Origin of the sequence: Thiolinea disciformis DSM 14473, assembly GCF_000371925.1 — a bacterium.
GTDB lineage: Bacteria > Pseudomonadota > Gammaproteobacteria > Thiotrichales > Thiotrichaceae > Thiolinea > Thiolinea disciformis.
This window is the reverse complement of the sequence record NZ_AQVE01000012.1, coordinates 1-23,250: the sequence shown is the minus strand read 5'-3', so window position 1 is coordinate 23,250 and position 23,250 is coordinate 1. Positions and strand designations below refer to the sequence as shown.

Annotated in this window: 23 protein-coding genes; 12 read left to right on the top strand and 11 right to left on the bottom strand. The window is 45.1% G+C overall.

Annotated elements, in window-relative coordinates:
- The first annotated feature begins 170 nt into the window (after nt 1–170).
- From A3IE_RS22060 to A3IE_RS22055, 4 genes are read left to right on the top strand one after another with little or no spacing between them, the layout of a single operon-like run.
- Complete coding sequence (locus tag A3IE_RS22060) at nt 171–803, top strand: ZrgA family zinc uptake protein (protein ID WP_020395596.1); 633 nt, start codon at nt 171–173, stop codon at nt 801–803.
- Nucleotides 800–1,474, top strand: a complete 675-nt coding sequence (locus A3IE_RS0110575) for an ABC transporter ATP-binding protein (RefSeq protein ID WP_020395595.1) — start codon at nt 800–802, stop codon at nt 1,472–1,474. The genes A3IE_RS22060 and A3IE_RS0110575 overlap by 4 nt, the downstream gene beginning before the upstream one ends.
- On the top strand, nt 1,471–2,730 hold the full coding sequence (locus A3IE_RS0110570) for an ABC transporter permease (protein ID WP_020395594.1): 1,260 nt from the start codon (nt 1,471–1,473) through the stop codon (nt 2,728–2,730). The genes A3IE_RS0110575 and A3IE_RS0110570 overlap by 4 nt, the downstream gene beginning before the upstream one ends.
- A gap of 2 nt (nt 2,731–2,732) precedes the next feature.
- Nucleotides 2,733–3,416 carry a DUF3299 domain-containing protein gene (locus A3IE_RS22055; protein WP_020395593.1) on the top strand — a complete coding sequence of 228 codons (684 nt, stop codon included), beginning with the start codon at nt 2,733–2,735 and terminating at the stop codon, nt 3,414–3,416.
- 13 nt (nt 3,417–3,429) lie between these two features.
- Here A3IE_RS22055 and A3IE_RS0110560 read toward each other — a convergent pair whose 3' ends face one another.
- From A3IE_RS0110560 to A3IE_RS0110530, 7 genes are all read right to left on the bottom strand, one after another.
- Entirely contained in the window at nt 3,430–4,074 is a 645-nt protein-coding gene (locus A3IE_RS0110560; protein ID WP_020395592.1) for a histidine phosphatase family protein, read from the bottom strand.
- 178 nt (nt 4,075–4,252) lie between these two features.
- Nucleotides 4,253–5,149: a DMT family transporter gene (locus A3IE_RS0110555; protein WP_020395591.1), complete on the bottom strand. Its 897-nt coding sequence runs from the start codon at nt 5,147–5,149 to the stop codon at nt 4,253–4,255.
- Between the two features lie 47 nt (nt 5,150–5,196).
- Nucleotides 5,197–5,829 carry a peptide-methionine (S)-S-oxide reductase MsrA gene (msrA, locus tag A3IE_RS0110550; RefSeq protein ID WP_020395590.1) on the bottom strand — a complete coding sequence of 211 codons (633 nt, stop codon included), beginning with the start codon at nt 5,827–5,829 and terminating at the stop codon, nt 5,197–5,199.
- Between the two features lie 15 nt (nt 5,830–5,844).
- The gene (locus A3IE_RS0110545) at nt 5,845–6,645 is read right to left on the bottom strand and encodes an ABC transporter permease (RefSeq protein ID WP_020395589.1); all 801 of its coding nucleotides are present in this window, start codon (nt 6,643–6,645) and stop codon (nt 5,845–5,847) included.
- Nucleotides 6,642–7,550, bottom strand: a complete 909-nt coding sequence (locus tag A3IE_RS0110540; protein WP_020395588.1) for an ABC transporter permease subunit — start codon at nt 7,548–7,550, stop codon at nt 6,642–6,644. The genes A3IE_RS0110545 and A3IE_RS0110540 overlap by 4 nt, the downstream gene beginning before the upstream one ends.
- Before the next feature lie 10 nt (nt 7,551–7,560).
- Nucleotides 7,561–8,706: an ABC transporter ATP-binding protein gene (locus tag A3IE_RS0110535; RefSeq protein WP_020395587.1), complete on the bottom strand. Its 1,146-nt coding sequence runs from the start codon at nt 8,704–8,706 to the stop codon at nt 7,561–7,563.
- A gap of 66 nt (nt 8,707–8,772) precedes the next feature.
- A complete protein-coding gene (locus A3IE_RS0110530; protein ID WP_020395586.1) occupies nt 8,773–9,885 on the bottom strand; it encodes a polyamine ABC transporter substrate-binding protein in 1,113 nt (370 codons plus the stop codon).
- A 296-nt stretch (nt 9,886–10,181) separates the two neighbouring features.
- Between A3IE_RS0110530 and A3IE_RS0110525 the strand changes: the two genes are divergently transcribed.
- The 6 genes from A3IE_RS0110525 (at nt 10,182) to A3IE_RS0110500 (ending at nt 15,698) form a co-directional block, all read left to right on the top strand.
- On the top strand, nt 10,182–11,558 hold the full coding sequence (locus A3IE_RS0110525; RefSeq protein ID WP_020395585.1) for a glutamine synthetase family protein: 1,377 nt from the start codon (nt 10,182–10,184) through the stop codon (nt 11,556–11,558).
- 13 nt (nt 11,559–11,571) lie between these two features.
- On the top strand, nt 11,572–12,939 hold the full coding sequence (locus tag A3IE_RS0110520) for an aspartate aminotransferase family protein (protein WP_020395584.1): 1,368 nt from the start codon (nt 11,572–11,574) through the stop codon (nt 12,937–12,939).
- 9 nt (nt 12,940–12,948) lie between these two features.
- Entirely contained in the window at nt 12,949–14,259 is a 1,311-nt protein-coding gene (locus tag A3IE_RS0110515; RefSeq protein ID WP_020395583.1) for an NAD(P)/FAD-dependent oxidoreductase, read from the top strand.
- A 76-nt stretch (nt 14,260–14,335) separates the two neighbouring features.
- Entirely contained in the window at nt 14,336–14,917 is a 582-nt protein-coding gene (locus A3IE_RS0110510) for a hypothetical protein (protein WP_020395582.1), read from the top strand.
- 22 nt (nt 14,918–14,939) lie between these two features.
- The gene (locus A3IE_RS0110505; protein ID WP_020395581.1) at nt 14,940–15,356 is read left to right on the top strand and encodes a GNAT family N-acetyltransferase; all 417 of its coding nucleotides are present in this window, start codon (nt 14,940–14,942) and stop codon (nt 15,354–15,356) included.
- A 105-nt stretch (nt 15,357–15,461) separates the two neighbouring features.
- Nucleotides 15,462–15,698 carry a hypothetical protein gene (locus tag A3IE_RS0110500; RefSeq protein WP_020395580.1) on the top strand — a complete coding sequence of 79 codons (237 nt, stop codon included), beginning with the start codon at nt 15,462–15,464 and terminating at the stop codon, nt 15,696–15,698.
- 19 nt (nt 15,699–15,717) lie between these two features.
- Here A3IE_RS0110500 and A3IE_RS0110495 read toward each other — a convergent pair whose 3' ends face one another.
- Both A3IE_RS0110495 and A3IE_RS0110490 read right to left on the bottom strand, forming a co-directional pair.
- Nucleotides 15,718–17,334 (bottom strand): GMC family oxidoreductase, encoded by a 1,617-nt coding sequence (locus tag A3IE_RS0110495; protein WP_020395579.1) that lies wholly within the window; start codon nt 17,332–17,334, stop codon nt 15,718–15,720.
- 126 nt (nt 17,335–17,460) lie between these two features.
- Nucleotides 17,461–17,967 carry an NUDIX domain-containing protein gene (locus A3IE_RS0110490; protein ID WP_033406928.1) on the bottom strand — a complete coding sequence of 169 codons (507 nt, stop codon included), beginning with the start codon at nt 17,965–17,967 and terminating at the stop codon, nt 17,461–17,463.
- A gap of 220 nt (nt 17,968–18,187) precedes the next feature.
- Between A3IE_RS0110490 and glgC the strand changes: the two genes are divergently transcribed.
- Complete coding sequence (glgC, locus tag A3IE_RS0110485) at nt 18,188–19,453, top strand: glucose-1-phosphate adenylyltransferase (protein WP_020395577.1); 1,266 nt, start codon at nt 18,188–18,190, stop codon at nt 19,451–19,453.
- Nucleotides 19,454–20,923, top strand: a complete 1,470-nt coding sequence (locus tag A3IE_RS0110480) for a B12-binding domain-containing radical SAM protein (protein WP_020395576.1) — start codon at nt 19,454–19,456, stop codon at nt 20,921–20,923.
- A gap of 46 nt (nt 20,924–20,969) precedes the next feature.
- Here the strand turns inward: A3IE_RS0110480 and A3IE_RS22500 are convergent, their stop codons facing one another.
- Together A3IE_RS22500 and A3IE_RS0110470 are read right to left on the bottom strand one after the other, a co-directional pair.
- Entirely contained in the window at nt 20,970–22,961 is a 1,992-nt protein-coding gene (locus A3IE_RS22500; protein ID WP_020395575.1) for a beta-propeller domain-containing protein, read from the bottom strand.
- A gap of 16 nt (nt 22,962–22,977) precedes the next feature.
- Nucleotides 22,978–23,250, bottom strand: a 273-nt coding sequence (locus tag A3IE_RS0110470; RefSeq protein ID WP_020394719.1) for an IS1 family transposase, incomplete at its 5' end; no start/stop codon positions are given.

Below are 23,250 nucleotides of genomic sequence, written 5' to 3'. Positions count from 1 at the left end.
AAACAGTTGCAATTTTTATTAAGCCTATACCAAGTGTTTTGCCGTTTTGCCATAGCTATTGTTTGATAAAACATGGGATTTCATCAGCTTGCTAAGCAGTAGAAAGTTTGCAAAAACCTAGTATCCTCACTACACTTAAATGCAACTGATTTGCAATAAAGGTATGAGTTATGCAGCGTTTAGCTTTATCCAGTAGTGTTTTCGCCTTATTACTGCTTAGTACTCCCGCGCTACAGGCGGATTCAGCTAAGCCGGATTCACCTAGTACTGCAGTGGCAGAGACCCATAAAGAACATGAAGAACATGAAGAGCATGGTGTTCATGAGCATGGTGTGGGCACGCTAAGTATTGCGATAGCAGATAAAGTTATTGAAATTAATTTAGACTCACCAGCCGCCAATGTGTTTGGTTTTGAGCATAAAGCGAGCTCGGAAGCTGATAAGAAAGTCGTTGCTGAAGCTTCTGCTACATTAGAAGCCGGCGGGAATTTGTTTGATTTTGATAAAGCCGCTCAATGTAAGTTTGAAAAGGCTGAGTTAAACACTGGACAAGATGAGCTCAGTGAAGAAGAAAAAGCGGCTGACAAAGAGCCGTCAACTGAGGAAAATATGGGGGCGGAACATCTGGATGTTGGGGTGAATTGGGTGTTTGGCTGTGAACAACCTGCTTCTTTAAAAACTATTACACCCAAGCTATTTGCTAGCTTTCCTGCTTTTGAGCGCTTAGAAGTTGAGTGGGTGAGTGATCAAGGCGCTTCTGCTCAAACCTTGGAAAAAGATCAGGCGATTAATTTAACGCCATGAAGGTTATTGCGCTGCATCAATTACAATTCCGTTGGCCTCAACAAAGTCACGATACATTGAGGCTGGACGAATTAGTGATTGAACAAGGCGAGCATTTGTTTATTCGTGGTGCAAGTGGTAGCGGTAAGACAACGTTGCTGAATATTTTGGCGGGAATTCTTACGCCAAGTAGTGGCCAGTTACACGTATTAGAACAAAATATAACTCAGTTATCGAATGCAGCACGGGATCGGTTTAGGGCTGATCATATGGGAATTATTTTTCAGCAATTTAATTTGCTGCCTTACCTTTCTGTCTTGGACAATGTCACTTTACCCTGTGAGTTTTCGAGGCTGCGGCGCGAACAGGCTATGCCGGTAGTGGCGACTGCTCAAACTTTGCTTGAGCAACTAGGCTTAGCCAAAGCGATTACTACACGGGTCATCACAGACTTAAGTGTTGGTCAGCAGCAGCGCGTGGCGGTGGCGCGCGCATTAATGGGGAAACCAGAATTAATTATTGCCGATGAGCCAACATCCGCGCTAGATAGCGATGCACGTGATAATTTTCTCCAGTTATTATTCACGCAAGCGGAGGCTCAAGGCAGTACGATTATTTTTGTTAGTCATGATCCACAGCTATCACGTTATTTTCCGCGTAGTTTAGACTTACAGCGAGTGAACCCAGCATGATTTTGTTAAAGCTTAGCTTGCTGAGTTTATGGAATCGTCGCGTCAGTGTGCTGCTGACCATCGTCGCTATTGCGATTAGTGTCGCCTTGCTGCTAGGGGTTGAATATATTCGTAAAGAAGCGAAGGTAAGCTTCTTAAGTACCATTTCAGGTACGGATTTAGTGGTCGGGGCGCGTAGCGGCTCAGTACAGTTATTGCTCTATAGCGTATTCCGCATTGGTAATGCGACCAATAATATCAGTTGGAAATCTTATCAAGAACTTGCTGCCAACCCACTGATCGAATGGACAGTGCCGCTTTCTCTGGGTGATTCGCATAAGGGATTTCGTGTTCTAGGCACCAATCAAGATTATTTTAAGTTCTATCGTTATGGCGATAAACGTGCTTTGGAATTTGCCCAAGGACAGGCCTTTAAGGGCGTGTTCGATACGGTACTCGGTGCGGAAGTTGCGCGTAAACTAGGCTATCAACTCGGTGATAAAATCGTCGTGGCGCACGGTACCAGTGAGGTAAGTACGGCCTTACATGCGGACAAACCTTTTACTGTGACAGGTATTCTTAAACCAACCGGCACGCCTCTGGATCGTACTATTCATATCACGCTGGAAGGTTTAGAAGCTGTACATATTGATTGGGTAGCGGGTACGAAAGTGAGTGGCTATAGCATTAGTGCAGCAGAAGCGTTGCAAAAGAATCTACAGCCCAAAGTGATTACTGCTTTTTTAGTGGGATTAAAAACACGGGCAGCCGCCTTTCGTGTGCAGCGCGACATGAATGATTATAAGCGTGAGCCTTTGTTAGCTATTTTGCCCGGCGTGGCTTTAGCTGATCTTTGGCAGGCTTTAGGCATGTTCGAAACCGTGCTGCGCATTATCAGTGGTTTTGTCGTGCTTGCGGGTTTGGTAGGCATGTTGACCACGGTGCTCTCGACCTTGAATGAGCGGCGACGTGAAATGGCGATTTTGCGTGCCGTCGGCGCTTACCCGTATCACATTTTACTTCTTTTTATTGTAGAAGCTTTGGTTTTAGCTCTAGTGGGATGTTTACTGGGCATGATACTGGTGTATGTTCTCGTTTGGGTAGCACGTCCGTGGGTGATTGCCGAGTATGGTTTTTATTTGCGCACTTGGCTACCGGATTTAACGAGCTTGGCACTGATTACCGTGGTGGTCGGTTTAGCGCTCCTACTAAGTTTATTGCCCGGCACTATTGCCTATCGACGCTCTTTGCAAGATGGCCTAACGATACGAACCTAATCATGAAAACACCTGTATTGCTTATTGTGTTAGCTGGCTTATTAATGACCGCATGTTCGGATAAATCTGAGCAGGCTACACAAAACACAACGCCATTAGCGGAGCAGGCTGTGACAGCAGCCACCGTTGAACAAAAACCTCAATCCGTATCTTCAGCAGAGCTAGTCGCTAAGTTAGAAACTCAACAAACTACTACGGATTATGAGGCGATTAGTTGGGAGTCATTGGAACTACCTGGGCAGGGTCTGGCGGACATTATGCGCAAATATCAGCCTATGCTAGACAAAATCAAAGATGAGGATGTCGAGGAAGGCGATAAGCTCATGGCGAAGATGCAAGGTGAGTTGGATGCAGCGCCCACGAATCCAGCGGTGTATGGCAAGCGTATTAAATTAATTGGTTATGTGTCACCGCTAGAAGTGGATAATCAAAAAGGTGTCGTGAAAGAGTTTTTACTGGTGCCTTATTTTGGCGCCTGTATTCATGTGCCACCACCTCCAGTGAATCAAACACTGCTGGTACATCCGCAAGCAAGTGCAGGGATTTCAATGGAAAAGATTTACGAGCCAGTGGTGGTGTCCGGCATTATCAAGGGCGAGGCGGTTAAAACCAATTTAGCGCAAGCAGGTTATCAAATTAGCGACGCTTTAGTAGAACCTTATAAAGAGCCAAGCGCTAGTCAATAAATCAGAAGCGGCGTTATTTTGTACCAATATGGCTTAGGCCATGCCCTAGTAAACTAATTTCGCCATCCGGATAAACCCGTAAACGGGTAAATTGGGCGTGCCCCATTTCAAAGCGTAGGGCTTTTTGATAGAGCAAATCGAGGGCTTTGCTTAGAATGACGCGCATGACGGCGGCATGGGTCAGAATTAATACGCGCTTGCCGGTATGGTTGACCAAAATTTCTTGCCAAATAGCATCGACTCGATACATGAAAGCTTCCATGGATTCACCATCAGGTGCTTTGAAACGGCGGGGTTGAAGATAATATTGTTGCAATAATTCGGGATCACGCTCGAAAATCTCCTGCTGACTTAGCCCAATCCATGCGCCAAAGTTTAATTCACACAAGCGTGGATCAGGAATAAAGGGCGCATTTAAGCGTTGAGCCAATAAGCGTGCAAAATCGTGGCAGCGCCGTGTGGGTGAGCTATAAACGACATCCCACTCTGCATGTTGGGTTGCGAGGGTCAGTTGTTTCCAGCCACTCATACCCAAGGGTTCATTGTCGGGAGCAGAAAATAGGGCAGGTGTTGCCACTTCACCATGGCGCAACAAGTCAATGGTGGTCATCGGTGGTTCAATGAGTTTGACTTCAAGTTCAGGGCTTAGCTCAGACACGTATTTGACATCCTTGTAGATTTATATAAGGGCGGATCAAGTCCCTATAATAACAAGCCATTTTAGGCTTCAGTATAACAGCTCGCTAGCCTTATTCTAAAAGTATTGCAGGACTGATGGTGAGTAAACCAGTGCTGAAGTCTAAACGCTATTAGCTTCCTAGCCCTTATGATTAGAGTCACGATCGTGTAGCTTTTTGGGTAATGCTCCCTTGATCGTCAGTGATGCGTAAAGCAAGTAGGGTGTGAAAGCTTAGCGTGCTTAGGATTAATATGCCTGCGAGTAGGGTTTGGCTAGAGGGCTGTTCGTTTAAAACCCGCCACACCCACAGTGAGCCTAAAATAGATTCTAGTAGCATAATGAGACTGGTTTCAGCGGCTGAAATATAACGCAAGGAGAGGAAGAATAAGACGAAAGGTAAGGGTACTACCAAGGTACTCATTAGCAAGAAAATCGGCCATTGCATGAGGGTGCTGGGGAAGATAGCGCTGGCAAAAAATAAGCTAATAACACCGCTAATCATATAACCCAAAGCAAGGGCAGGGGTGAGATTAGCCTCTGATTTGGCACGAATAATAACAAACTGTGCGGCTAACATGACAGCACAAAAAAACGCAGCTAATAGGCCCGATAAGGAGCTTTGGCTATTCGGTTGGGTAAATAAAATGGCTAAACCGACCCCGCAAACCATCACTGCTAGCCATGTGCGTAAGTGTACTTTTTCACCTAAAAATACCGCAGAAAAAAGAGCGCTTAATAAAGGGGAGAAGGCGACTACGACTAAAACGTCGGTAACATTGGCATGATGAATCGCATACACAAAAGCAAATGGGGATAGGGTATTGAGTAGGGTATTGACGAAAAACCAGATTCCAGCAGGCTTAGTTTGCTCCCACAGTGAACGCTTATCTAGCCAATGGTTATAGACTAACACCATTAAACCACCCACTAAGCCGCGCCATGCATTAGATTGCCAAACATCATTACCCGATAAGCGAATCAGTAACGCATCGGGTGATAAAAGCAATACGCCTAAGAGTGCTAAGCCATAACCTTTAAGTAAATGAGAACGCATGTTTATCCTGCCAGTTTGGGGTGTGGCAGGATAAAACGATTAGACCCTCAACTGCAACTCACGCCGGTTCCGCCTAGGCCGCAATAACCATTCGGGTTTTTGGCGAGGTATTGTTGGTGATAGTCTTCCGCATAATAAAAAGTAGGTGCGGCCATGATTTCAGTCGTAATATTCTCATAACCTTTATCACTTAAAGCTTTTTGGTAACGGCGCCGACTGTCCTCTGCTGCTGTTTGTTGCGCGGGTGTATAGGTGTAAATACCGGAGCGATATTGAGTACCTATGTCATTGCCTTGGCGCATGCCTTGCGTTGGGTTATGGGATTCCCAGAAAATCTGCAAGAGTTTTTCATAGCTAATTTTTTTCGGGTCATACACCACCAAAACCACTTCATTGTGTCCGGTTTGCCCGCTACACACTTCGTCATAATGGGGATTCGGTGTATAACCACCTGCGTAGCCGACCGCCGTGCTATAAACGCCTGACGCGTGCCAAAAACGCCGCTCTGCCCCCCAAAAGCAGCCCATGCCGAATAATGCTAAGGCTAAACCCTCTGGAAAGGGCGCTTTGATGGGGTTCTCATTCACGAAATGCCGATTGGTCACCGGCATTTCAGTATTGCGTCCTGCCAAAGCCTCTTCGGGGTTTGGCAAGCTAGGTTTTTTGAAGAAGTTAAACATTCAGCCTCCTTATGGCTATTGCTTGCCCTCCTTCTCAGCTTGGCGTTTGCCTAAGAGGGAGGTGATCACCACACCAATCGCAACCAAGGTAATCAGTATGGTAGACAAGGCATTAATCTGTGGATTAACCCCTAATCTTACTTGGCTATAGATCTTCATGGGTAATGTGGTGGAGCCAGGGCCAGAAGTAAAGGAGGCAATGACTAAATCGTCTAACGATAGGGTAAACGCCAATAACCAACCGGCAATAATCGCGGGTAAAATAATCGGGAGCGTTACTTGGAAAAAGGTATTTAAGCGTGTGCTCCCTAAGTCTAAAGCGGCTTCTTCCAAAGACATATCAAAGCTCAATAAGCGTGAGGAAACGACGACCGCGACATAGCACATGGCAAAAGTGGTATGTGCCAAGGTAATGGTCCAATAACCCCGATCCAGACCAATCGCTACGAATAAGAGTAAAAGCGATAAGCCCGTGATCACTTCTGGCATGACTAAAGGGGAATAAATCATACCCGAAAACAACATGCGCCCCGGAAAACGTTTAGCACGGATTAACACCATGGCGGCCATGGTGCCTAAAATTGCGGCGAAGGTTGCACTCACTAAGGCTACGCGCAAGGTAACCCATGCGGCTTCCATAAACGCTTCATCCTGAAATAAAGCCACATACCAGCGTGTTGAAAACCCACCCCAAACAGTGACTAATTTAGAGTCATTGAAGCTGAAGATAATCAAAATCAAGATAGGTAGGTATAAGAAGCCAAAGCCTAGGGCTAAGCTAGTTGCATTGAACCAATTAAAACGGGTTGGATTCATGAATTAGCCTCCTGTTGTTTTTCCTGCATTCTTTGGAAGAATAGGATGGGGATCACCAAGAGTAATAAGAGTGCTACTGCCACTGCGGAGGCCAGAGGCCAGTCACGATTGCCAAAGAATTCTTCCCAGAGGGTTTTACCAATCATGAGTGTTTCTGAGCCACCTAATAAGTCAGGGATAACAAATTCACCCATGGCCGGAATAAAGACTAAAAAGGCTCCGGCAACGACGCCGGGTAAGGACATGGGAAAAGTGATCTGCCAAAATGCTTTCATAGGACTGGCACCTAAGTCGGCGGCTGCCTCCAGCAGGCTATGGTCGATCTTTTCTAAGGTGGCATATAAGGGTAAAACCAAAAAGGGCAAATAGGAGTAGACGATGCCAATATAAACTGCCGTGGTGGTATTCATAATCACCAAAGGCTCATTAATCAGCCCCAGTGCCATCAAGGTTGAATTTAATAGTCCATCACCCTTCAAAATACCAATCCACGAATAAACACGGATCAAGAAGCTAGTCCAAAACGGTAAAATTACCATCATTAGTAAAATGGGTCGCCACTTTTCTGGCATTTTTGCCATGCCATAGGCGAGGGGATAACCTACTAATAAGGTGAGAAAAGTAGAGATTAGGGCGATTTTTAAGCTGGACAAATAAGAGAGCACATACAGTTCATCATCCATTAAGAAGCTATAGTTCTCGAAGTCCAGTTGCTTTAAATACTCCATCAAGCTAGACCAGCCTTGTGTGAGGTCTAGCGTGGGTACATAAGGTGGCATCGCGTTGGCCATGTCAGACAACGACATTTTGACCACGATGATAAAAGGCAGTAAGAAGAAAACCAGCAGCCAAATAAAGGGTATGCTAATTAACCAGAAGCGCCCCCAATTAAATGAGTGATTCATCACTGCCTCCCTAGTTTCTTAATGGAACGGCAGCACGATAGCTCCATGCTACCCATACGGGATCTTCCCACGTAATATCACGGTTACGTACCCGTCGACGATTGGCCATTTGTGCTTTGAGCGTTGTGCCGTCTTCAAGGCGTACGTGATAAGTGGAAGTATCGCCGGAATAGGCTATATCCCAGACTTTACCTTGCACCATATTCTGGTCGTCACTAGGCTTTTCTTTGCTCACAATGAATTTTTCAGGGCGAATGGCGAGCCAAACTTTTTCACCGTCTTTGAGGTCGCTATCGGTTTCTAACTTAAATTCATTGAGGGTGGCACTTTTAACAATGATTTGCGCCCCTTCATGGCGTAAGACTTCAACTTCCATGAAGTTTACATCACCGATAAAATCCGCGACATAGCGAGAATTGGGCGCTTCATAAATCTCGGCTGGCGTATCAACCTGTACCATAATGCCTTTGTCCATGACGGCAATACGACTAGAAACAGTCATCGCCTCTTCTTGATCATGGGTCACGATCATGAAGGTGAGTCCTAAATTTTCTTGCAAGGACATTAATTCGAATTGCGTTTTTTCACGCAGTTTTTTATCTAACGCGCCTAAGGGTTCATCTAATAATAATAATTTCGGGCTTTTGGCTAAGGAGCGTGCTAAAGCCACCCGTTGGCGTTGCCCGCCTGAAAGCTGATGGGGTTTGCGCTTCGCAAACGGTTCGAGTTGAACCAGTTTCAGCATTTCATCGACGCGTTTATCAATCTCAGCTTTGCTTTTGCCTTCTTGTTTTAAACCAAAGCCAATATTTTGTGCCACGGTCATATGCGGAAAGAGCGCATAGGACTGGAACATCATATTAATCGGACGCTTATTGGGTGGGATCTTAGAAATATCCTCACCATTCATTAAAATACGTCCGCTAGTGGGTTGTTCAAAACCCGCTAACATTCTTAATAAAGTGGTTTTGCCGCAACCCGAGGGGCCTAATAAAGCAAAGAATTCCCGCTCAAAAATATCAATCGTTAGATTATCAACAGCGGTGTAATCGCCATATTTTTTAGTGACATTCTCAAAACGAACGAGAGGCTTTTGATTCGGGTCTAGCCAAGGGGCAAAAACTTTACGTGGTTCAGAGGTGGGAGTATCCGCCATGGTGGCATCCTCATGAGGCAGAAAGAAAAAAGGCAGCGTGTGAGGCTGCCCGTGTAAGCTTAGTGGTTAGTGACCACTTTTAATTTTAGTCCATGATCGATTGACTAAACGGGTTGTCTTCGAATCAAAGATTGGCATGACATAGAGCTTTTTCATGACGTCTTCAGGGGGATAGATATTAGCGTTTTCTGTAATTTCTTTATTGACGAACGCTTTAGCAGCCAAATTGCCACTGGCGTAGGACACTTTATTACTGATTTTTGCCATTACTTCTGGCTCCATCAGATAATTCATGAATTGATACGCTTCGTCTTTATTTTTGGCATCCTTAGGAATGGCCATTTGATCCATAAAGAGCTGTGCGCCTTCCTTAGGAATAATGTATTTAATAACATGACCATTCTTGGCTTCGATTGCACGATTAGTAGCTTGCAGAATATCACCAGACCAACCGACCGCTAAGCAAATATCCCCATTGGCTAAAGCAGAAATATATTCGGAAGAATGGAATTTGCGGATATTAGGACGAATTTTTTCCATTAATTCTTCCACTTTCTTCAAGCTGTCTGCATCCGGTTTTTTATAATCCAGACCCAGATAATTCATGGCGGCTGGAATAATCTCGGTAGGGCCATCCAAAAAGAAAACACCGCAATCTTTTAATTTACTCAAATTTTCGGGTTTGAACACTAAATCCCATGAGTCAAGCGGAACATCCGGTAAAGCCGCTTTAACTTTGGCTTCATTGTAGCCAATACCTGTAGTGCCCCATAAATAGTTAATAGAATAAGCGTTATCTGGATCACTTTCTGAAGCAAGCTTCATAATCGTAGGATCCATATTTTTTAAATTAGGTAATTTATCTTTATCAAGCTTTTCAAAGACACCGGCTTGCACTTGGCGGCCCAAGAAATAAGCGCTGGGTACGACAATATCATAGCCGGTTGAGCCTGCTAGCAATTTGGTTTCTAGCACCTCATTACTATCAAAGACATCGTAACGTACTTTAATACCTGTTTTCGCTTCGAAATCTTTCAGTACGGAGTCATCAATATAGTCCGACCAGTTGTAAACATTCAGCGTACCAGCAGCATGACTAAACGATGCTATAGCAAAAGTGCTCAGCGCTAAGGCTGAAAGAATAAGACGTTTGGTTAACGATTTAATAGGGTGCTTCATGCTGCCTCCACATGTCAAAATAATGCCCGAAAACCTGTTGAAGAATAAGGTTTGTCAGCATCTTGCATTAAGGGTTTAGGTGTGTCAATGAATGTGATCACATTGCACTAAGCTTGTGCGTAAATTGTTGCGATGCACATTTGTTGTTGGTAGTAATCAGGAAAAAATCCCTTTAAAAGCGCATATTAAGCATGAATATTTATTCTCACCCGAGTTGACTTTGTGCGGTGCAATCTTCCAGAATGTGATCACAGTATTACAGTCAACATTATAATAACCTTGCAGAAGTAATCGTTATGACACAAGCAGCAACTAGCCTATCGCTCAAAGAGCCGACTCAGGTTGCACTCAAGCAATTAATTAAAGAATATCAAATCGATGAAGTCGAATGCGTCGTGGCGGATATCCACGGAGTGGCTCGTGGTAAAGTAATGCCTGCGTATCGCTTTGGTGAAATGCAATCGACTTTTTTGCCCTTCAGTATTTTTTTCCAAACCATTACGGGTAAATATTTCGATTATGAGTCAGATGATTATTCCACCGAAATTGATATTCGTTTAGTGCCTGATTTATCAACCGTTCGTTCTCTGCCGTGGGCACGCCATCCAAGTTTGATGGTGATTCATGATTTGGTTTATCAACATGGTGATGCGGTTCAGTGTGCACCGCGTAATGTATTGCGGCGCATGATTGATCTTTATGCACAAAAGGGTTGGAAAGCCATTGTTGCGCCTGAGTTGGAGTTTTATTTAACCGAACGCAATACCGACTCTGATATTCCGCTAAAACCTCCTTATGGTCGTTCCGGGCGTCAAAGTGTGGGGCGGCAAGCGTTCTCAATGATGGCTTTGGACGAATACGAACCGATTATTGAGGATATCTACAAATTCGCTGAAGCACAGGGCTTGGATATTAATACCATTATTCAAGAAGGTGGTCCTGCACAACTCGAAATCAATTTAATGCACGGCGATCCTTTAGCATTGGCCGATCAGGTTTTTGTGTTTAAGCGCTTAATTCGTGAGGCTGCGATGCGGCATGATTGCTATGCAACCTTTATGGCGAAGCCGATGGAAAATCAGCCCGGCAGTGCCATGCATATTCACCAAAGCGTGGTCGACGCAAAAACAGGGGTAAACTTATTTAGTGATGAAAAAGGCAAGCCCAGTGATTTGTTTTATCACTTCATTGGGGGACAGCAAGCTTATTTAGGCGCTGCTACTTGCATTATGGCGCCTTATGTCAATTCTTTCCGCCGCCTGATGCCTGGTGATGCAGCACCCATTAATTTGGAATGGTCGATTGATAATCGTTCGGCTGGTTTGCGTGTGCCACGTAGTGGGCCAGAAGCGCGTCGCGTTGAAAATCGTATTGCGGGCATGGATACCAACCCGTATTTAGCGATTGCAGCGAGTTTAGCCACCGGTTATCTCGGTATGACACGCAAGATTAACCCCGATAAAGAATTTAAAGGCAATGCACATCAGGCCAATTATGGTTTACCGCGTGGTTTGCAAGAAGCGGTCGTGGCGTTTGACGAAAGTGATGAATTACAGGAAGTATTAGGCCGTCAATTCTCCAGTATTTATAAAGCCCTGAAAGCCTGCGAGTTCGAAGAGTATATGCAAGTGGTCAGCCCTTGGGAGCGCGAGCACTTATTATTGACGGTATAAGAGAGGAGACCGTATGACCACCGTTTATCAAGCGCAAGATGCTGCGCACCATGTTCACCCTTTCACCGATACAGCCCAGCTTAATCAAAAAGGCTCTCGGGTTATTACACGCGCTGAGGGTGTTTATATTTACGATGAGGCGGGTCATAAAATCCTCGATGGCATGGCTGGATTGTGGTGCGTGGGTGTCGGTTATGGGCGCGATGAAATTGTGGATGCGGTGGCCGCACAAATGCGCGAACTACCTTATTATAATGCGTTTTTTCAAACGACCCATCCACCGGCGGCAATATTAGCCGAACGCCTAGCCCGCTTAGCGCCCCAGCAGATGAATCATGTGTTTTTCACGGGCTCCGGTTCGGATGCTAATGATACGGTCGTGCGGATGGTGCGCCATTATTGGGCAAGCCAAGGCCAACCCGATAAGCAAGTGATTATTTCGCGTAAAAATGCTTACCATGGCTCCACGATGGCAGGTGCCAGTTTAGGCGGGATGGGGGCGATGCATGGGCAGGGTGGTTTACCGATTCCTAATATTGTGCACATTAATCAGCCCTACTGGTACGGCGAAGGCGGTACGCAAGATCCGAATGAATTTGGCTTGGCGCGTGCGCGTGAACTAGAAACTAAGATTCTTGAATTAGGGGTAGAGAAAGTAGCTGCCTTTATTGGTGAGCCTATTCAAGGTGCGGGGGGAGTTGTGATTCCACCGGCTTCTTATTGGTCTGAGATTCAACGTATTTGCGACAAATACCAGATTCTCTTGATTGCAGACGAAGTGATCACAGGGTTCGGACGTACTGGTGAATGGTTTGCCTCTCAATATTACGGTATTAAACCGGATTTGATGCCGCTGGCGAAGGGCTTGACCTCCGGTTATTTGCCAATGGGTGCGGTCTTAATCAGTGATCGTGTGTTTGATGTAATTGCGAATCACGGTGAATTCTACCACGGCTATACCTATTCAGCACATCCAGCCGCTTGTGCAGCCGCTTTAAGCGTGCTGGATATTTTAGAGCGTGAGCAATTAGTGACGCGTGTCAAGAACGATATTGGCCCTTATATGCAAGAGCGCTGGCTAAAATTAGCCGAGCATCCTTTGGTAGGGCAGGCGCGGATGGTGGGTTTGATTGGTGGCTTAGAATTAAGCCCAAATAAGGCACAACGTGAACCATTTAAGGTAGAACGTGGCACAGTAGGGCTAATTGGGCGAGAAAATAGTTTTGCCAATGGCTTAGTGATGCGTCATGTAGGCGATACGATGATTATTTCGCCACCTTTAACCATTAGTTATCGCGAAGTTGATGAATTAATTAACAAAGCGCAGAAAACGCTAGACGATACCTATCAAAAAGCAGCAACATTGGGTTACCTAGATTAGTAAATTTCCATGCGAGGGAGTTTTCTATTTCATAATGACTTGCGCGGGCATTATCCTGCGCAGTCTTATTACACAGCTACCACACCATTGCTTAGCCCTTTTCCGCCACTTGCGGGTGAGTGCCACGCGGACATTGGCATTGTGGGTGCGGGCTACACGGGGCTTTCGGCAGCCCTGCATTTAGCACAAGCAGGCTTCAAGGTGGTGGTCCTCGAAGCACATCGTGTCGGCTGGGGAGCCTCGGGACGTAATGGTGGTCAGCTCGGTAGCGGTCTTAATAAAAATCAGTGGCAGCTCGAAAAGCAATTTGGCTTAACGCACGCACGCGCTTTATGGGATTTAAGTATCGAGGCGATCGAGTTATGTCAAGCGCTCATTCAACAGCATCAAATTGAATGTGATTTACAAGCAGGCATTATTTACGCCTGTCATCGTAAAAGATACCTTGCCGAACTTCATGCTTATGCTGAGAAAATGCAGCGCGATTATAACTATGACAAGCTAGAACCGTTGAGTCGAGCCGACTTACACACTAAATTGAAATCACCGACTTATTACGGTGGTTTATTAAATCACGGCGCAGCCCATTTACATCCTTTGAAATACGCCTTAGGTTTAGCGCAAGCGGCACAACAAGCGGGCGTACAGTTTTATGAAAACTCACCTGTATTATCCTATAGCGCTAATCAGCCGGTTGTGGTTAAAACCGAGCGTGGCGAGCTTAACTGTAAATTTTTAGTATTAGCTTGTAATGGTTATTTAGATCAGCTTGAGCCGAGCATTGCTGCGCGGGTAATGCCTATTAATAACTATATTGTAGCAACGGAATCGCTGTCTTCAGCCCAAATTCAAGCCTTAATTCCCGAGCGTCAAGCCGTGGCAGATACACGCTTTGTGGTGAACTATTTTCGGATCAGTGCCGACCAACGCTTATTGTTTGGTGGCGGTGAGAGTTATAGTTTTCGCTTTCCGACCGATATTCGTGCCTTAGTTCGCCCGCGTTTATTACAAGTTTTCCCGCAACTCAATAAAGTAAATTTAGATTATGCATGGGGCGGAACGTTAGCCATTACTATGAGTCGGCTGCCTAATTTTTCGCGTTTAAGGCCGAATATTTTTTCTGTCAGTGGCTATTCGGGTCATGGTATTGCATTGGCTACCTTGGCAGGTAAATTAATCGCTGAGTCTATTCAAGGACAGGATTCACGCTTTAGTATTTTTGAAGCTTTACCCAAACCGCTCTTTCCCGGTGGGACGTGGTTGCGGTGGCCTTTATTGGTTACTGCCATGCTTTATTATTCGCTACGTGATCGATTATAGCGCAGTCGCTTTTGGCTTTTTAGGTTTGTGCTATGCTCAAAGAGCGAGGCACTATCATAAAAGCGAGGGATTGATTATGTTGCTTAAAAAGTCCACCTTATGGGTGTTGATTGGCTCGTTGAGTATGATCACCACAGCATACGCAGACGATACCTTGGATGCTTTGGAAAAAGCGACTGCGCTTTATAAAGAGGGTAAGCCGCAAGAAGCGTTGGCACGACTAGAAATGGCATCACAATTGTTGCGCCAACAACGTGGCGAAAAGCTTGCAACCTTGCTACCCGAACCCTTAAGTGGTTGGGAGGCCGAAAAAGCTGAATCGGCGAGTGTAGGCGCTGCTATGTTTGGAGGCGGCTTAACGGTAAGTCGGCGGTATACTAAAAAGGATAACAACATTAGTATCACTATCGTAACCGATTCGCCGATGTTGCAAGGTTTTATGGGCATGATGCTGAATCCAGCCTTTGGGGGCGCTATGGCTGATGGGGGTAAGATGCAGATGATTAATGGGCAACAAGCGATTGTGAAGCCTGATAATATTACCATGCCCGTCGATAATCGCTTTCTGGTGACTATTGAAGGTTCGAAAGCCGTAGCCGATGACATTATGGCTTATGCTAAATCGATGGATTTAAAAAAGCTCTCTGCATTCAAATAACCGCTTAACTCAGTGAGGCGCTATGCCAATTGAATATCAAATAAACAAACCCATTTCTGTCGATCAATTTATTGATGTTTTAAAGCGCTCTAGCTTGGCAGAGCGTCGCCCTGTCGATGATCGTGCTTGCATGGAGGGGATGGTTGCCAATAGCCCCTTAATGATTAGTGCGTGGGACGGTGATAAGTTAGTGGGTGTAGCGCGTTCGCTGACAGATTTTAGTTATGCGTGTTATTTATCCGATTTAGCAGTGGATCGCGATTATCAAAGGCGCGGTATTGGCGTTCAATTGCAGATTTTAACGCAAGCACAATTGGGTGAGAAATGCAGTTTGATCTTGTTAGCGGCACCGGCTGCACAAGATTATTACGGGCATATTGGCTTCACCGCTCATCCGCGTGCGTGGATTTTGGCGCGTAATGAGCGTTTAATAGTTTAAATTGGTTTTTTATGGCTGCTTTCTAACAAAAGTGGCCATTATTCAGTCGTTAAATCGCTATGCCCTAAACTCTAGCCATAATAAAATTTTTAATGAGAGGGATTTATGAAGCCGCTTGATCAACTATCATTAAAAAATAAGTCGATTAAAGAATTGGAAGATTCCTTATCCGCAGGGATTTCTGCGGCGATGGGTGATAAATACATGGTGAAGATTAAAACCATGAATTTCGCGACAGACCCCAATACCCGCATTAAGGATTCGTGTGAGATCAGTATCTCTATCGCTAAATATTTAGATGGCTCATTTTATAATCTCAATGAGCTGAGAGAAAAATTTTAGCGGGTTCAGTAGCCACCGCTTAAGCGCGTCGATCTTGTAATATCATTTCTGCTCCGCGTGTGGCAATCATAATCGTGGGCGAGCTGGTATTGCCGGAAGTGATCGTTGGCATAATCGAAGCGTCGACTATGCGTATCCCTTCCATATCAATAAGGCGTAGGCGGCTATCCACTACCGCATCTTTGTCCTCGGCTTTGCCCATCTTGCAAGTGCCGACGGGATGGAAAATAGTTGTACCAATATTGCCCGCTGCGGTAACCAATTCTGCATCGGTTTGATAATGCAAGCCCGGCAAATACTCTGTTGGTTGATAGGGAGTAAGCGCAGCTTGCGATGCAATTTTTCGTGTTAAGCGAATCGCTTTGGTTGCTTTTAGCTGATCAGCTTCATGGCTTAAATAACACGGCGCAATCAAGGGGGAAACGTTTGGATCGGCATCAGCAATTTTTACCCAACCGCGTGATTGTGGACGTAAATCGCACACACTAGCGGTAAACGCAGAAAAATCATGCAAAGGGTCACCAAATTTATCTAGCGACAAGGGCTGCACGTGGTACTCCAAGTCTGGGGTTTCCACTGTTTCATCCGAATAAGCGAATAAGCCTAATTGACTAGGAGCCATCGTAAGCGGACCGGTGCGAAATAGGACATATTCCAATCCCATCAGCGCTTTGCCCCATAAACTATTGGCGCTTTGATTCAGGGTTTTGATGCCGTGTACTTTGAAGATGCTGCGTAGTTGTAAATGATCCTGCAGGTTTGCACCCACCGCAGGCTTGTCCAAAACCACCGGAATACCTTTTTCTTGTAACCACTTAGCATCACCAATACCTGAGCGTTGTAAGATGGCGGGTGAGCCAATAGAACCCGCCGCTAAAATCGTTTCCATGTGGCTTTGCGCTTGGCAGGTTTCGCCGTTGCGTTGAAATTGAATACCAGTGACTTTGCGCCCTTCGATAATTAATTTATCGGTTAGGGCACCAGTGATAATGTGTAGATTTTGACGATTACGGATGGGGTTCAGAAAACCTCGCACCGAACTCCAACGGGTGCCACGTTTCTGATTGACTTCGAATTGGCTCACTCCTAAATTATCGCCACGATTAAAATCAGCGTTAGCGGGAATGCCTGCTTGAATCGCAGCTTCAGCGAAACGATCAAGAATATCCCACGACAAACGCTGTTTCTCAACGCGCCATTCGCCACCCTCTCCGTGAAACTCGTTTGAACCGCGCCAATAATCCTCGACTGCTTTAAAAGTGGGTAGTACATGCTGCCAGTTCCAATTTGAATCCCCTGTCAGCTCTGCCCATTCGTTATAATCACGCGCTTGTCCACGTAAATACAGCATGGCATTAATTAGAGTACTGCCTCCTAATCCTTTGCCGCGTGCATAAATAATCGAACGCCCGTTTAAACCCGCTTCAGGCTGCGTTTTATAACACCAATCAGTGCGTGGATTATTAATGCAATACAAATAGCCGACGGGGATTTTAGTCCAGATCCAGCGCTCGTCATTTCCTGCTTCAAGTAGCAATACCTTGATATTGGGATTTACAGATAGACGATTGGCAAGTACGCAACCTGCTGCGCCAGCACCCGCAATAATGTAATCGAAGCTACCCATATGTCGCATAAGCTAAAACCTGTTGTCTTGGATAAATGATAGGGAAGCGATTAACCAGTACTTACTTTGCCAATCAGGTTACTACTTAATCAATGCTATTCTGCCTTTCCTGCTAATACCCTAAGCTGTAACAGTTTAGGACAAAGTGGAGGCAGATGAGGATAGAGCCAAAGCCTGTCGTGCAATCTGTGCTACTAATTTAAAGCGTCCAAAATCATAAGCGCTTAACGCGTCTCGCGATAAGTATTTCACCTCCACAATTTCATCACTCAATCTAACTTCGCCGCTTGTCTTTACTAAGTAAGCAATAATCAATTGATTGCGTTGCGGTAGGATGTGATGCCCTAGAAAATGGACTTCTTCTACCGTTAAACCGATTTCTTCCAAAGTTTCGCGCCGGATCGCTTGTTCGGGGGCTTCATTTTTTTCCAAAAAGCCCGTGATCATAGAAAATAACCCAGCAGGCCACAGGGCATTACGTCCTAAAATGAAGTTATCGCCCTGTTGCACTATAGCCGCCACTACCGGTGTTGGATTATCCCAGTGAACAAAATTACAGCTTGGTGATGAGCAAGCCGTGCGCTCTAGTTCGCCGATATAACGTTGTTCCAAGGGATGTTGGCATTGTGGGCAGTATTTCATGGCTAAGCTCCAGAAGCTAAAAAGCAGCTCAGGCATTTGAGCAGGAAAATAGGCTATTAAGCCATACTCTTATAACAAAATCGCTAAAAATGGATAGGTTTTTGTGTCATAAGCGCTTGCGATGATTTATGTCGAAAATAACGCATTTTTCTCTCTCAAAACGCTTTTAATAAGGGATGAACGGGCTACAATGGAAAGAAACCATAGGAGAGAAAAACGTATGAGCACAGACAGTTCGCGTTATGTGAGTCGCCTGACTCGCGATACTTTAGCCCTCGTATTAGCAGGGGGACGGGGTTCGCGTTTGTATGAATTAACCGATCGCCGCGCAAAACCAGCAGTTTATTTTGGCGGGAAGTTCCGCATTATTGATTTCCCTTTATCTAACTGCGTGAACTCAGGGATTCGACGTATTGGGGTTCTGACCCAATATAAGGCGCACTCCTTAATTCGGCATTTAATGCATGGTTGGGGGTCATTCCGTAGTGAATTGGGCGAGTTTGTTGAGGTGTTGCCAGCCTCTCAGCGTACCTCTGAAAATTGGTATGAAGGTACAGCAGACGCCATTTTCCAGAATTTAGACATCGTCGAAACGTTGCGCCCCAAATACGTCTTGGTTTTATCCGGCGATCATATTTATAAGATGGACTATGGTGAAATGCTTGCCGCACATGTTGCCAAAGGTGCGGATATGACAGTTTCCTGCGTGGAAGTTTCCTTGGAAGATGCTAAAGGCTTTGGGGTTATTAATATTGACGAGAATTATCGAATTAAGAGCTTTGATGAAAAGCCGAAAGAACCCAAACCGATGCCCGGCTCGACCACACGCACTTTAGCGTCGATGGGCAATTATGTTTTCAATACTGAGTTTTTATTCGATCAACTGCAAAAAGATGCCGCTGATCCAAATTCTAGTCATGATTTTGGTAAAGATATTATTCCTAAGCTATTAAATAGCCATAACTTGTATGCCTTCCCCTTCCGCGATAAGAGTGGTAAACAACCTTATTGGCGTGATGTAGGTACGATCGATGCGTTCTGGGAAGCTAATATGGAGCTGGTATCCGTGCAACCTGAACTGAATTTGTATGACAATAACTGGCCGATTTTGACCCATCATCGTCAATTACCGTCAGCAAAGTTTGTATTCCGTGATGCAGATCGCGAAGGTAAAGCATTGGATTCCATTGTCTCGGCAGGTTGTGTCATTTCGGGCGCGACGGCAATTAATTCACTGCTGTTCTCGAACGTCAAACTCCATTCTTATAGCTTAGTAGAGGATTCTGTGCTCTTGCCTGAAGTCGAAGTGGGGCGGCATTGTCGTATTAAACGGGCGGTGATTGATCGGGGTTGTCATTTGCCACCAGGCACAGTGATCGGCGAAGATCCTGTGGAGGATGCCAAACGTTTCCGTGTTACCGACAAGGGTATTACCTTAGTAACGCCCGCTATGCTCGGTCAAAGCGCTTCGGCCAGTGTTGGCTAAATGATGGGGAATGTGCTGATTGTTGATCTGAACAATTTTGCACGTTATCCCACCTTAGCCATTGCTTATCTGGTTGCTCCCTTGCGGACAGCCGGATTTCACGTTGATGTTTTATCCCCGCTGTTAATAGGCGCACCCGCCGCGACGCATGAAATACCGGAAACTAAGGTCGAACATTTCAAACGACATATTAATTTTTCTACCCATCCGGTTATGCAACTGTTACATGAACCTTTGCGTAAACTTTATCAAACTTGGCAAACTCGACCACATCAGCCGACTTTAACTGCAGTAAGCGAGTATTTAAGCCAACATAAACCTAATCTGATTTTGTTATCGGCTTATCTGAATCATTATCCGGCGGTGAAAGCGTTAGGTGAGTTAGCGGCTGGGCAAGGTATTCCAGTGTTATTAGGTGGACCTGCCTTTAGCCAGCCAGAAACCTTGCAAGCATGGGTTAATCTGACGGGCATTAGTGCAATTTTTGCGGGCGAAGCGGATGCGGTGATTGTGGATTTGGCTAATACATTAATCGCCAAACAAGATTTGAAGCGGTTTGAAGGCGTTTATACCGCGCATTGGCAAACCAAGGTAGCTGAGCCTTTAAGTGATTTATCACAACTTCCCTTGCCTGACTTCTCCGATTTTCCATGGGATGCTTATCCGCATCGGATTATTCCAATTATGACAGGTCGTGGTTGTGCGTGGAATGTTTGTACCTTTTGCAGCGATGTCACTACTTCCAATGGGCGCAGCTTCCGTTCGCGTCCAGTAGAAAAGGTTCTGGAGGAGTTAAAAGTCCAATCGGAACGTTATCAAAGTCGTGATTTTATTTTTCTGGATTTAAAGCTTAATTCGAACTTAGCGCTTTGGTATGCCTTGATTGAAAACTTTCAAAGGTGTGTGCCGGAAGGGCGTTGGATTGCGACGGTGCATGTGGATGGTCAAGGTGAAAATGGTTTGGATTTAATAAGTCTAAAACATGCTAAGACAGCCGGTTTAACACGCATCAGTTTTGGTTTAGAAAGTGGTAGCCAACGCCTGATTAAACGCATGGGCAAAGGCACAGAACGTGAGCGTAATAGCCAATTTGTACGCGATGCCTTTCAAGCAGGGTTGAGTGTGCGCTGTTCAATGATGCTCGGTTATCCAGGGGAAACGGAAGCAGATTTGCAAGCAACAAAATCATTTTTGTTGGAGCATTTGAATGAATTAGATCGGATTCGTCCCGCACGTTTCAAGGCTATTCCGGGCACACGTTTCGCTAGGCTTTATGAGCATCGCCCTGCGCGTTTCAAAGGATTATCCGTGGTACAATGGGATTACCAATATGCACGCGCCCACTATCATTACCCAGCGGCTAGTTCATCTCATTATCGCCGCGTTAAGCGCGAGATTTTAGATTTGATTCATACCATTAATAGCAAGCCTTTGCGGGATGAGGCGCGGCAGTTTGATGGTTTGATGTAAGGAGAGAACTACCGAACTAGCAGTTCTCGGTAGTGTTGACATGGAGTTAGTTGGTGTGCCAACGCGTCTCCGCAAATTGCCCTTCGTGGTAATAGTATAAGCGCTCACCAATCATCATACTGCGATCATTCCAGCCGCCCCAATGGAATTCACCTGCGGGTATAAAAGCACCCACTTGCTTTAATTGTTTGCGTGCTGCATCCACTTCAAACTTATGCAAGCCTGTTATGCCTTGTCCTTTTTCTACGACCGTGATCGGTAAGGCGACGCGTGTTAGGCGATTATCCAATGGCAAGGAAGTCAGTGCATGATGGTTGTAATTGGCGGGGCTATTCGAGCCAGATTCCCCTAAAATAAGATTAGTCACTTCTTTGGGTTGACGCGGATTGCTGACATCAAATAGCGAGAGTTTAAAGCCTTTGACTTGACCGCCTGCTTGGGCATCCGCGTCCTTGCCAACTCCCAATAATAAAGTATCTGTAATCGGATGGAGATAATCGGAAAAGCCCGGAATCGTCAATTCGCCCCGTAACGCTAAGCGGCTCGGATCAGTCATATCCACTACATATAAAGGGTCGGTATTGCGGAAGGTGACAAAATAAGCGTAGTTATTAATCAAGCGTGCGCCATAAAGGCGTTCCCCTACCTTGCCTAAGGCTTTGGGTTGTTGTTTATTGGGTAGACGTGACAAAGTGATTAACTGTTTAGTGCTAGGATTTTCTTTTAAGGCGGTCACAATCACCGGTGAGGCCAACACTGGATCAACACTAGCGTGCTTAGCTTGGTTGGCACTGTTATAAGTCACGACGCGCAGATTGCCTGTTATATCTTCGTCCATTTGAAAAGAACTTAATTCATTCCAACCTAATGTTCCATTCACCATCCCTGTGCCTCGGTAGTTAGTATTATTTCCTTGGAAGCCAAACTTATGAATCAAGGTAGTGCTGATGTAATTAGGATAAAGCGATTCAGATACAACAGCGCTACCTAAATAATCTTCCGCTAAATAGGCCGCTTTATTGGAAAAATAGAAATTATTTGCTGAACCAAAATAGGTTTGACTATCCAAATTAGGCTGATCTAGCGCTAAATTAAGCGTGATTAAACTGCTTAGGCTATACCAATGTACTGGTGGCTGAGGTGTATTAGTAGCGCTATTTGCTTTATAAAGCTGCTTCACATATGAACTGCTAGTGGTTGCGCCTTTGAGTTTGTACTGTGGCAATACTCGCTGTAATGACCATTGATCAATCTTTTGCATAACTTTATTTTTCTCAACTTGTTTTTGCTGTTCGGTCAATGGTGTTTTGCTAGGGATTGCTGCATAAGTAGAGGGCAAATCATTAAAATAGGTATTTAGCACTAGATATAAACGATTATTAATGCGTCGGGTGGTCTGGGTATTACCCTGTAATATGAGATGTTGAGCAATAACTGGTTTGGTTGGCTGGGTAATATTAACCCTGAGAACATGGGTGGAGGGTGAGTAGTTGTTATTGCCAAAATAATTTTCCCAACCGTTCGCAATAATCACGATTTGCTTAAGCGCAGGCACTAAATACATGCCTTGATAATCCAGTCGTTGATCTAAATTTAATTGTGCAATTTGCTTTAAGTCTTTGTTATTAAATTCTTTGTTATTAAATAAGGTGTCATGAATGCGTAGGGACGGCGTTCCCGTATCGCTATTCAATGAATAAAGATAACGTCCATCGTTTTTAACTTTATCCGCCTCATCCACACCTTCAACCTGCACATTGGTTTTAGAAGCGCCTCTCGCCTTAAGCACAGGGCGCGCGACGGGTCTAGGTGCGCCTTGCGCGTTAGAGCTTTCCATCGTGGCCGTAGTCACGGTGCTGTCAGGGACATAAGCGCGGATTTCAATTTGCTCTTTCAACGCTTTTTTAATTTCTGCCTCGGCTTGCTCAACAGTGATGGGTTGGAGGAATCCACCTTTTCCAAAATCCTCAGCTTTTAAAGTAGGCGTAGCAATACTAATGAGGGTTATTAAAAGAACCCTGCTCCATAGATGTTTCATAGGTATCCTTTTTGGGTCATGATTTAAAGGAGTTGAAGAAGCGTCTTTCGATACAGGTTCCAATGACTTTGTCATGAATCTCGATAGACTTAGAAAAACAGATCGTCTTGCGTGCTAGACGTTTAATCCAAATCCTCAAATTCAGGTTTTGCCGTTCAATGCTTTGTGTGTAGCGCTTAGTGATTAAATGCTTATCTTCAGGCAATAAACGCTCATAAGCGCCCCAATCATCCGTGCAATACAATGCCAGTTTGAAAGGTGTCAACCGTTCCAAGAGTTGCTTCAAGGT

Bases quoted from the DNA above. Each gene is read 5' to 3' on its own strand.
- A3IE_RS22060 (WP_020395596.1), top strand. From the start codon at position 171: ATGCAGCGTTTAGCTTTATCCAGTAGTGTTTTCGCCTTATTACTGCTT.
- A3IE_RS0110575 (WP_020395595.1), top strand. From the start codon at position 800: ATGAAGGTTATTGCGCTGCATCAATTACAATTCCGTTGGCCTCAACAA.
- A3IE_RS0110570 (WP_020395594.1), top strand. From the start codon at position 1,471: ATGATTTTGTTAAAGCTTAGCTTGCTGAGTTTATGGAATCGTCGCGTC.
- A3IE_RS22055 (WP_020395593.1), top strand. From the start codon at position 2,733: ATGAAAACACCTGTATTGCTTATTGTGTTAGCTGGCTTATTAATGACC.
- A3IE_RS0110555 (WP_020395591.1), bottom strand. From the start codon at position 5,149: ATGCGTTCTCATTTACTTAAAGGTTATGGCTTAGCACTCTTAGGCGTA.
- msrA (WP_020395590.1), bottom strand. From the start codon at position 5,829: ATGTTTAACTTCTTCAAAAAACCTAGCTTGCCAAACCCCGAAGAGGCT.
- A3IE_RS0110545 (WP_020395589.1), bottom strand. From the start codon at position 6,645: ATGAATCCAACCCGTTTTAATTGGTTCAATGCAACTAGCTTAGCCCTA.
- A3IE_RS0110540 (WP_020395588.1), bottom strand. From the start codon at position 7,550: ATGAATCACTCATTTAATTGGGGGCGCTTCTGGTTAATTAGCATACCC.
- A3IE_RS0110535 (WP_020395587.1), bottom strand. From the start codon at position 8,706: ATGGCGGATACTCCCACCTCTGAACCACGTAAAGTTTTTGCCCCTTGG.
- A3IE_RS0110530 (WP_020395586.1), bottom strand. From the start codon at position 9,885: ATGAAGCACCCTATTAAATCGTTAACCAAACGTCTTATTCTTTCAGCC.
- A3IE_RS0110525 (WP_020395585.1), top strand. From the start codon at position 10,182: ATGACACAAGCAGCAACTAGCCTATCGCTCAAAGAGCCGACTCAGGTT.
- A3IE_RS0110520 (WP_020395584.1), top strand. From the start codon at position 11,572: ATGACCACCGTTTATCAAGCGCAAGATGCTGCGCACCATGTTCACCCT.
- A3IE_RS0110515 (WP_020395583.1), top strand. From the start codon at position 12,949: ATGCGAGGGAGTTTTCTATTTCATAATGACTTGCGCGGGCATTATCCT.
- A3IE_RS0110510 (WP_020395582.1), top strand. From the start codon at position 14,336: ATGTTGCTTAAAAAGTCCACCTTATGGGTGTTGATTGGCTCGTTGAGT.
- A3IE_RS0110505 (WP_020395581.1), top strand. From the start codon at position 14,940: ATGCCAATTGAATATCAAATAAACAAACCCATTTCTGTCGATCAATTT.
- A3IE_RS0110500 (WP_020395580.1), top strand. From the start codon at position 15,462: ATGAAGCCGCTTGATCAACTATCATTAAAAAATAAGTCGATTAAAGAA.
- A3IE_RS0110495 (WP_020395579.1), bottom strand. From the start codon at position 17,334: ATGCGACATATGGGTAGCTTCGATTACATTATTGCGGGTGCTGGCGCA.
- A3IE_RS0110490 (WP_033406928.1), bottom strand. From the start codon at position 17,967: ATGAAATACTGCCCACAATGCCAACATCCCTTGGAACAACGTTATATC.
- glgC (WP_020395577.1), top strand. From the start codon at position 18,188: ATGAGCACAGACAGTTCGCGTTATGTGAGTCGCCTGACTCGCGATACT.
- A3IE_RS0110480 (WP_020395576.1), top strand. From the start codon at position 19,454: ATGATGGGGAATGTGCTGATTGTTGATCTGAACAATTTTGCACGTTAT.
- A3IE_RS22500 (WP_020395575.1), bottom strand. From the start codon at position 22,961: ATGAAACATCTATGGAGCAGGGTTCTTTTAATAACCCTCATTAGTATT.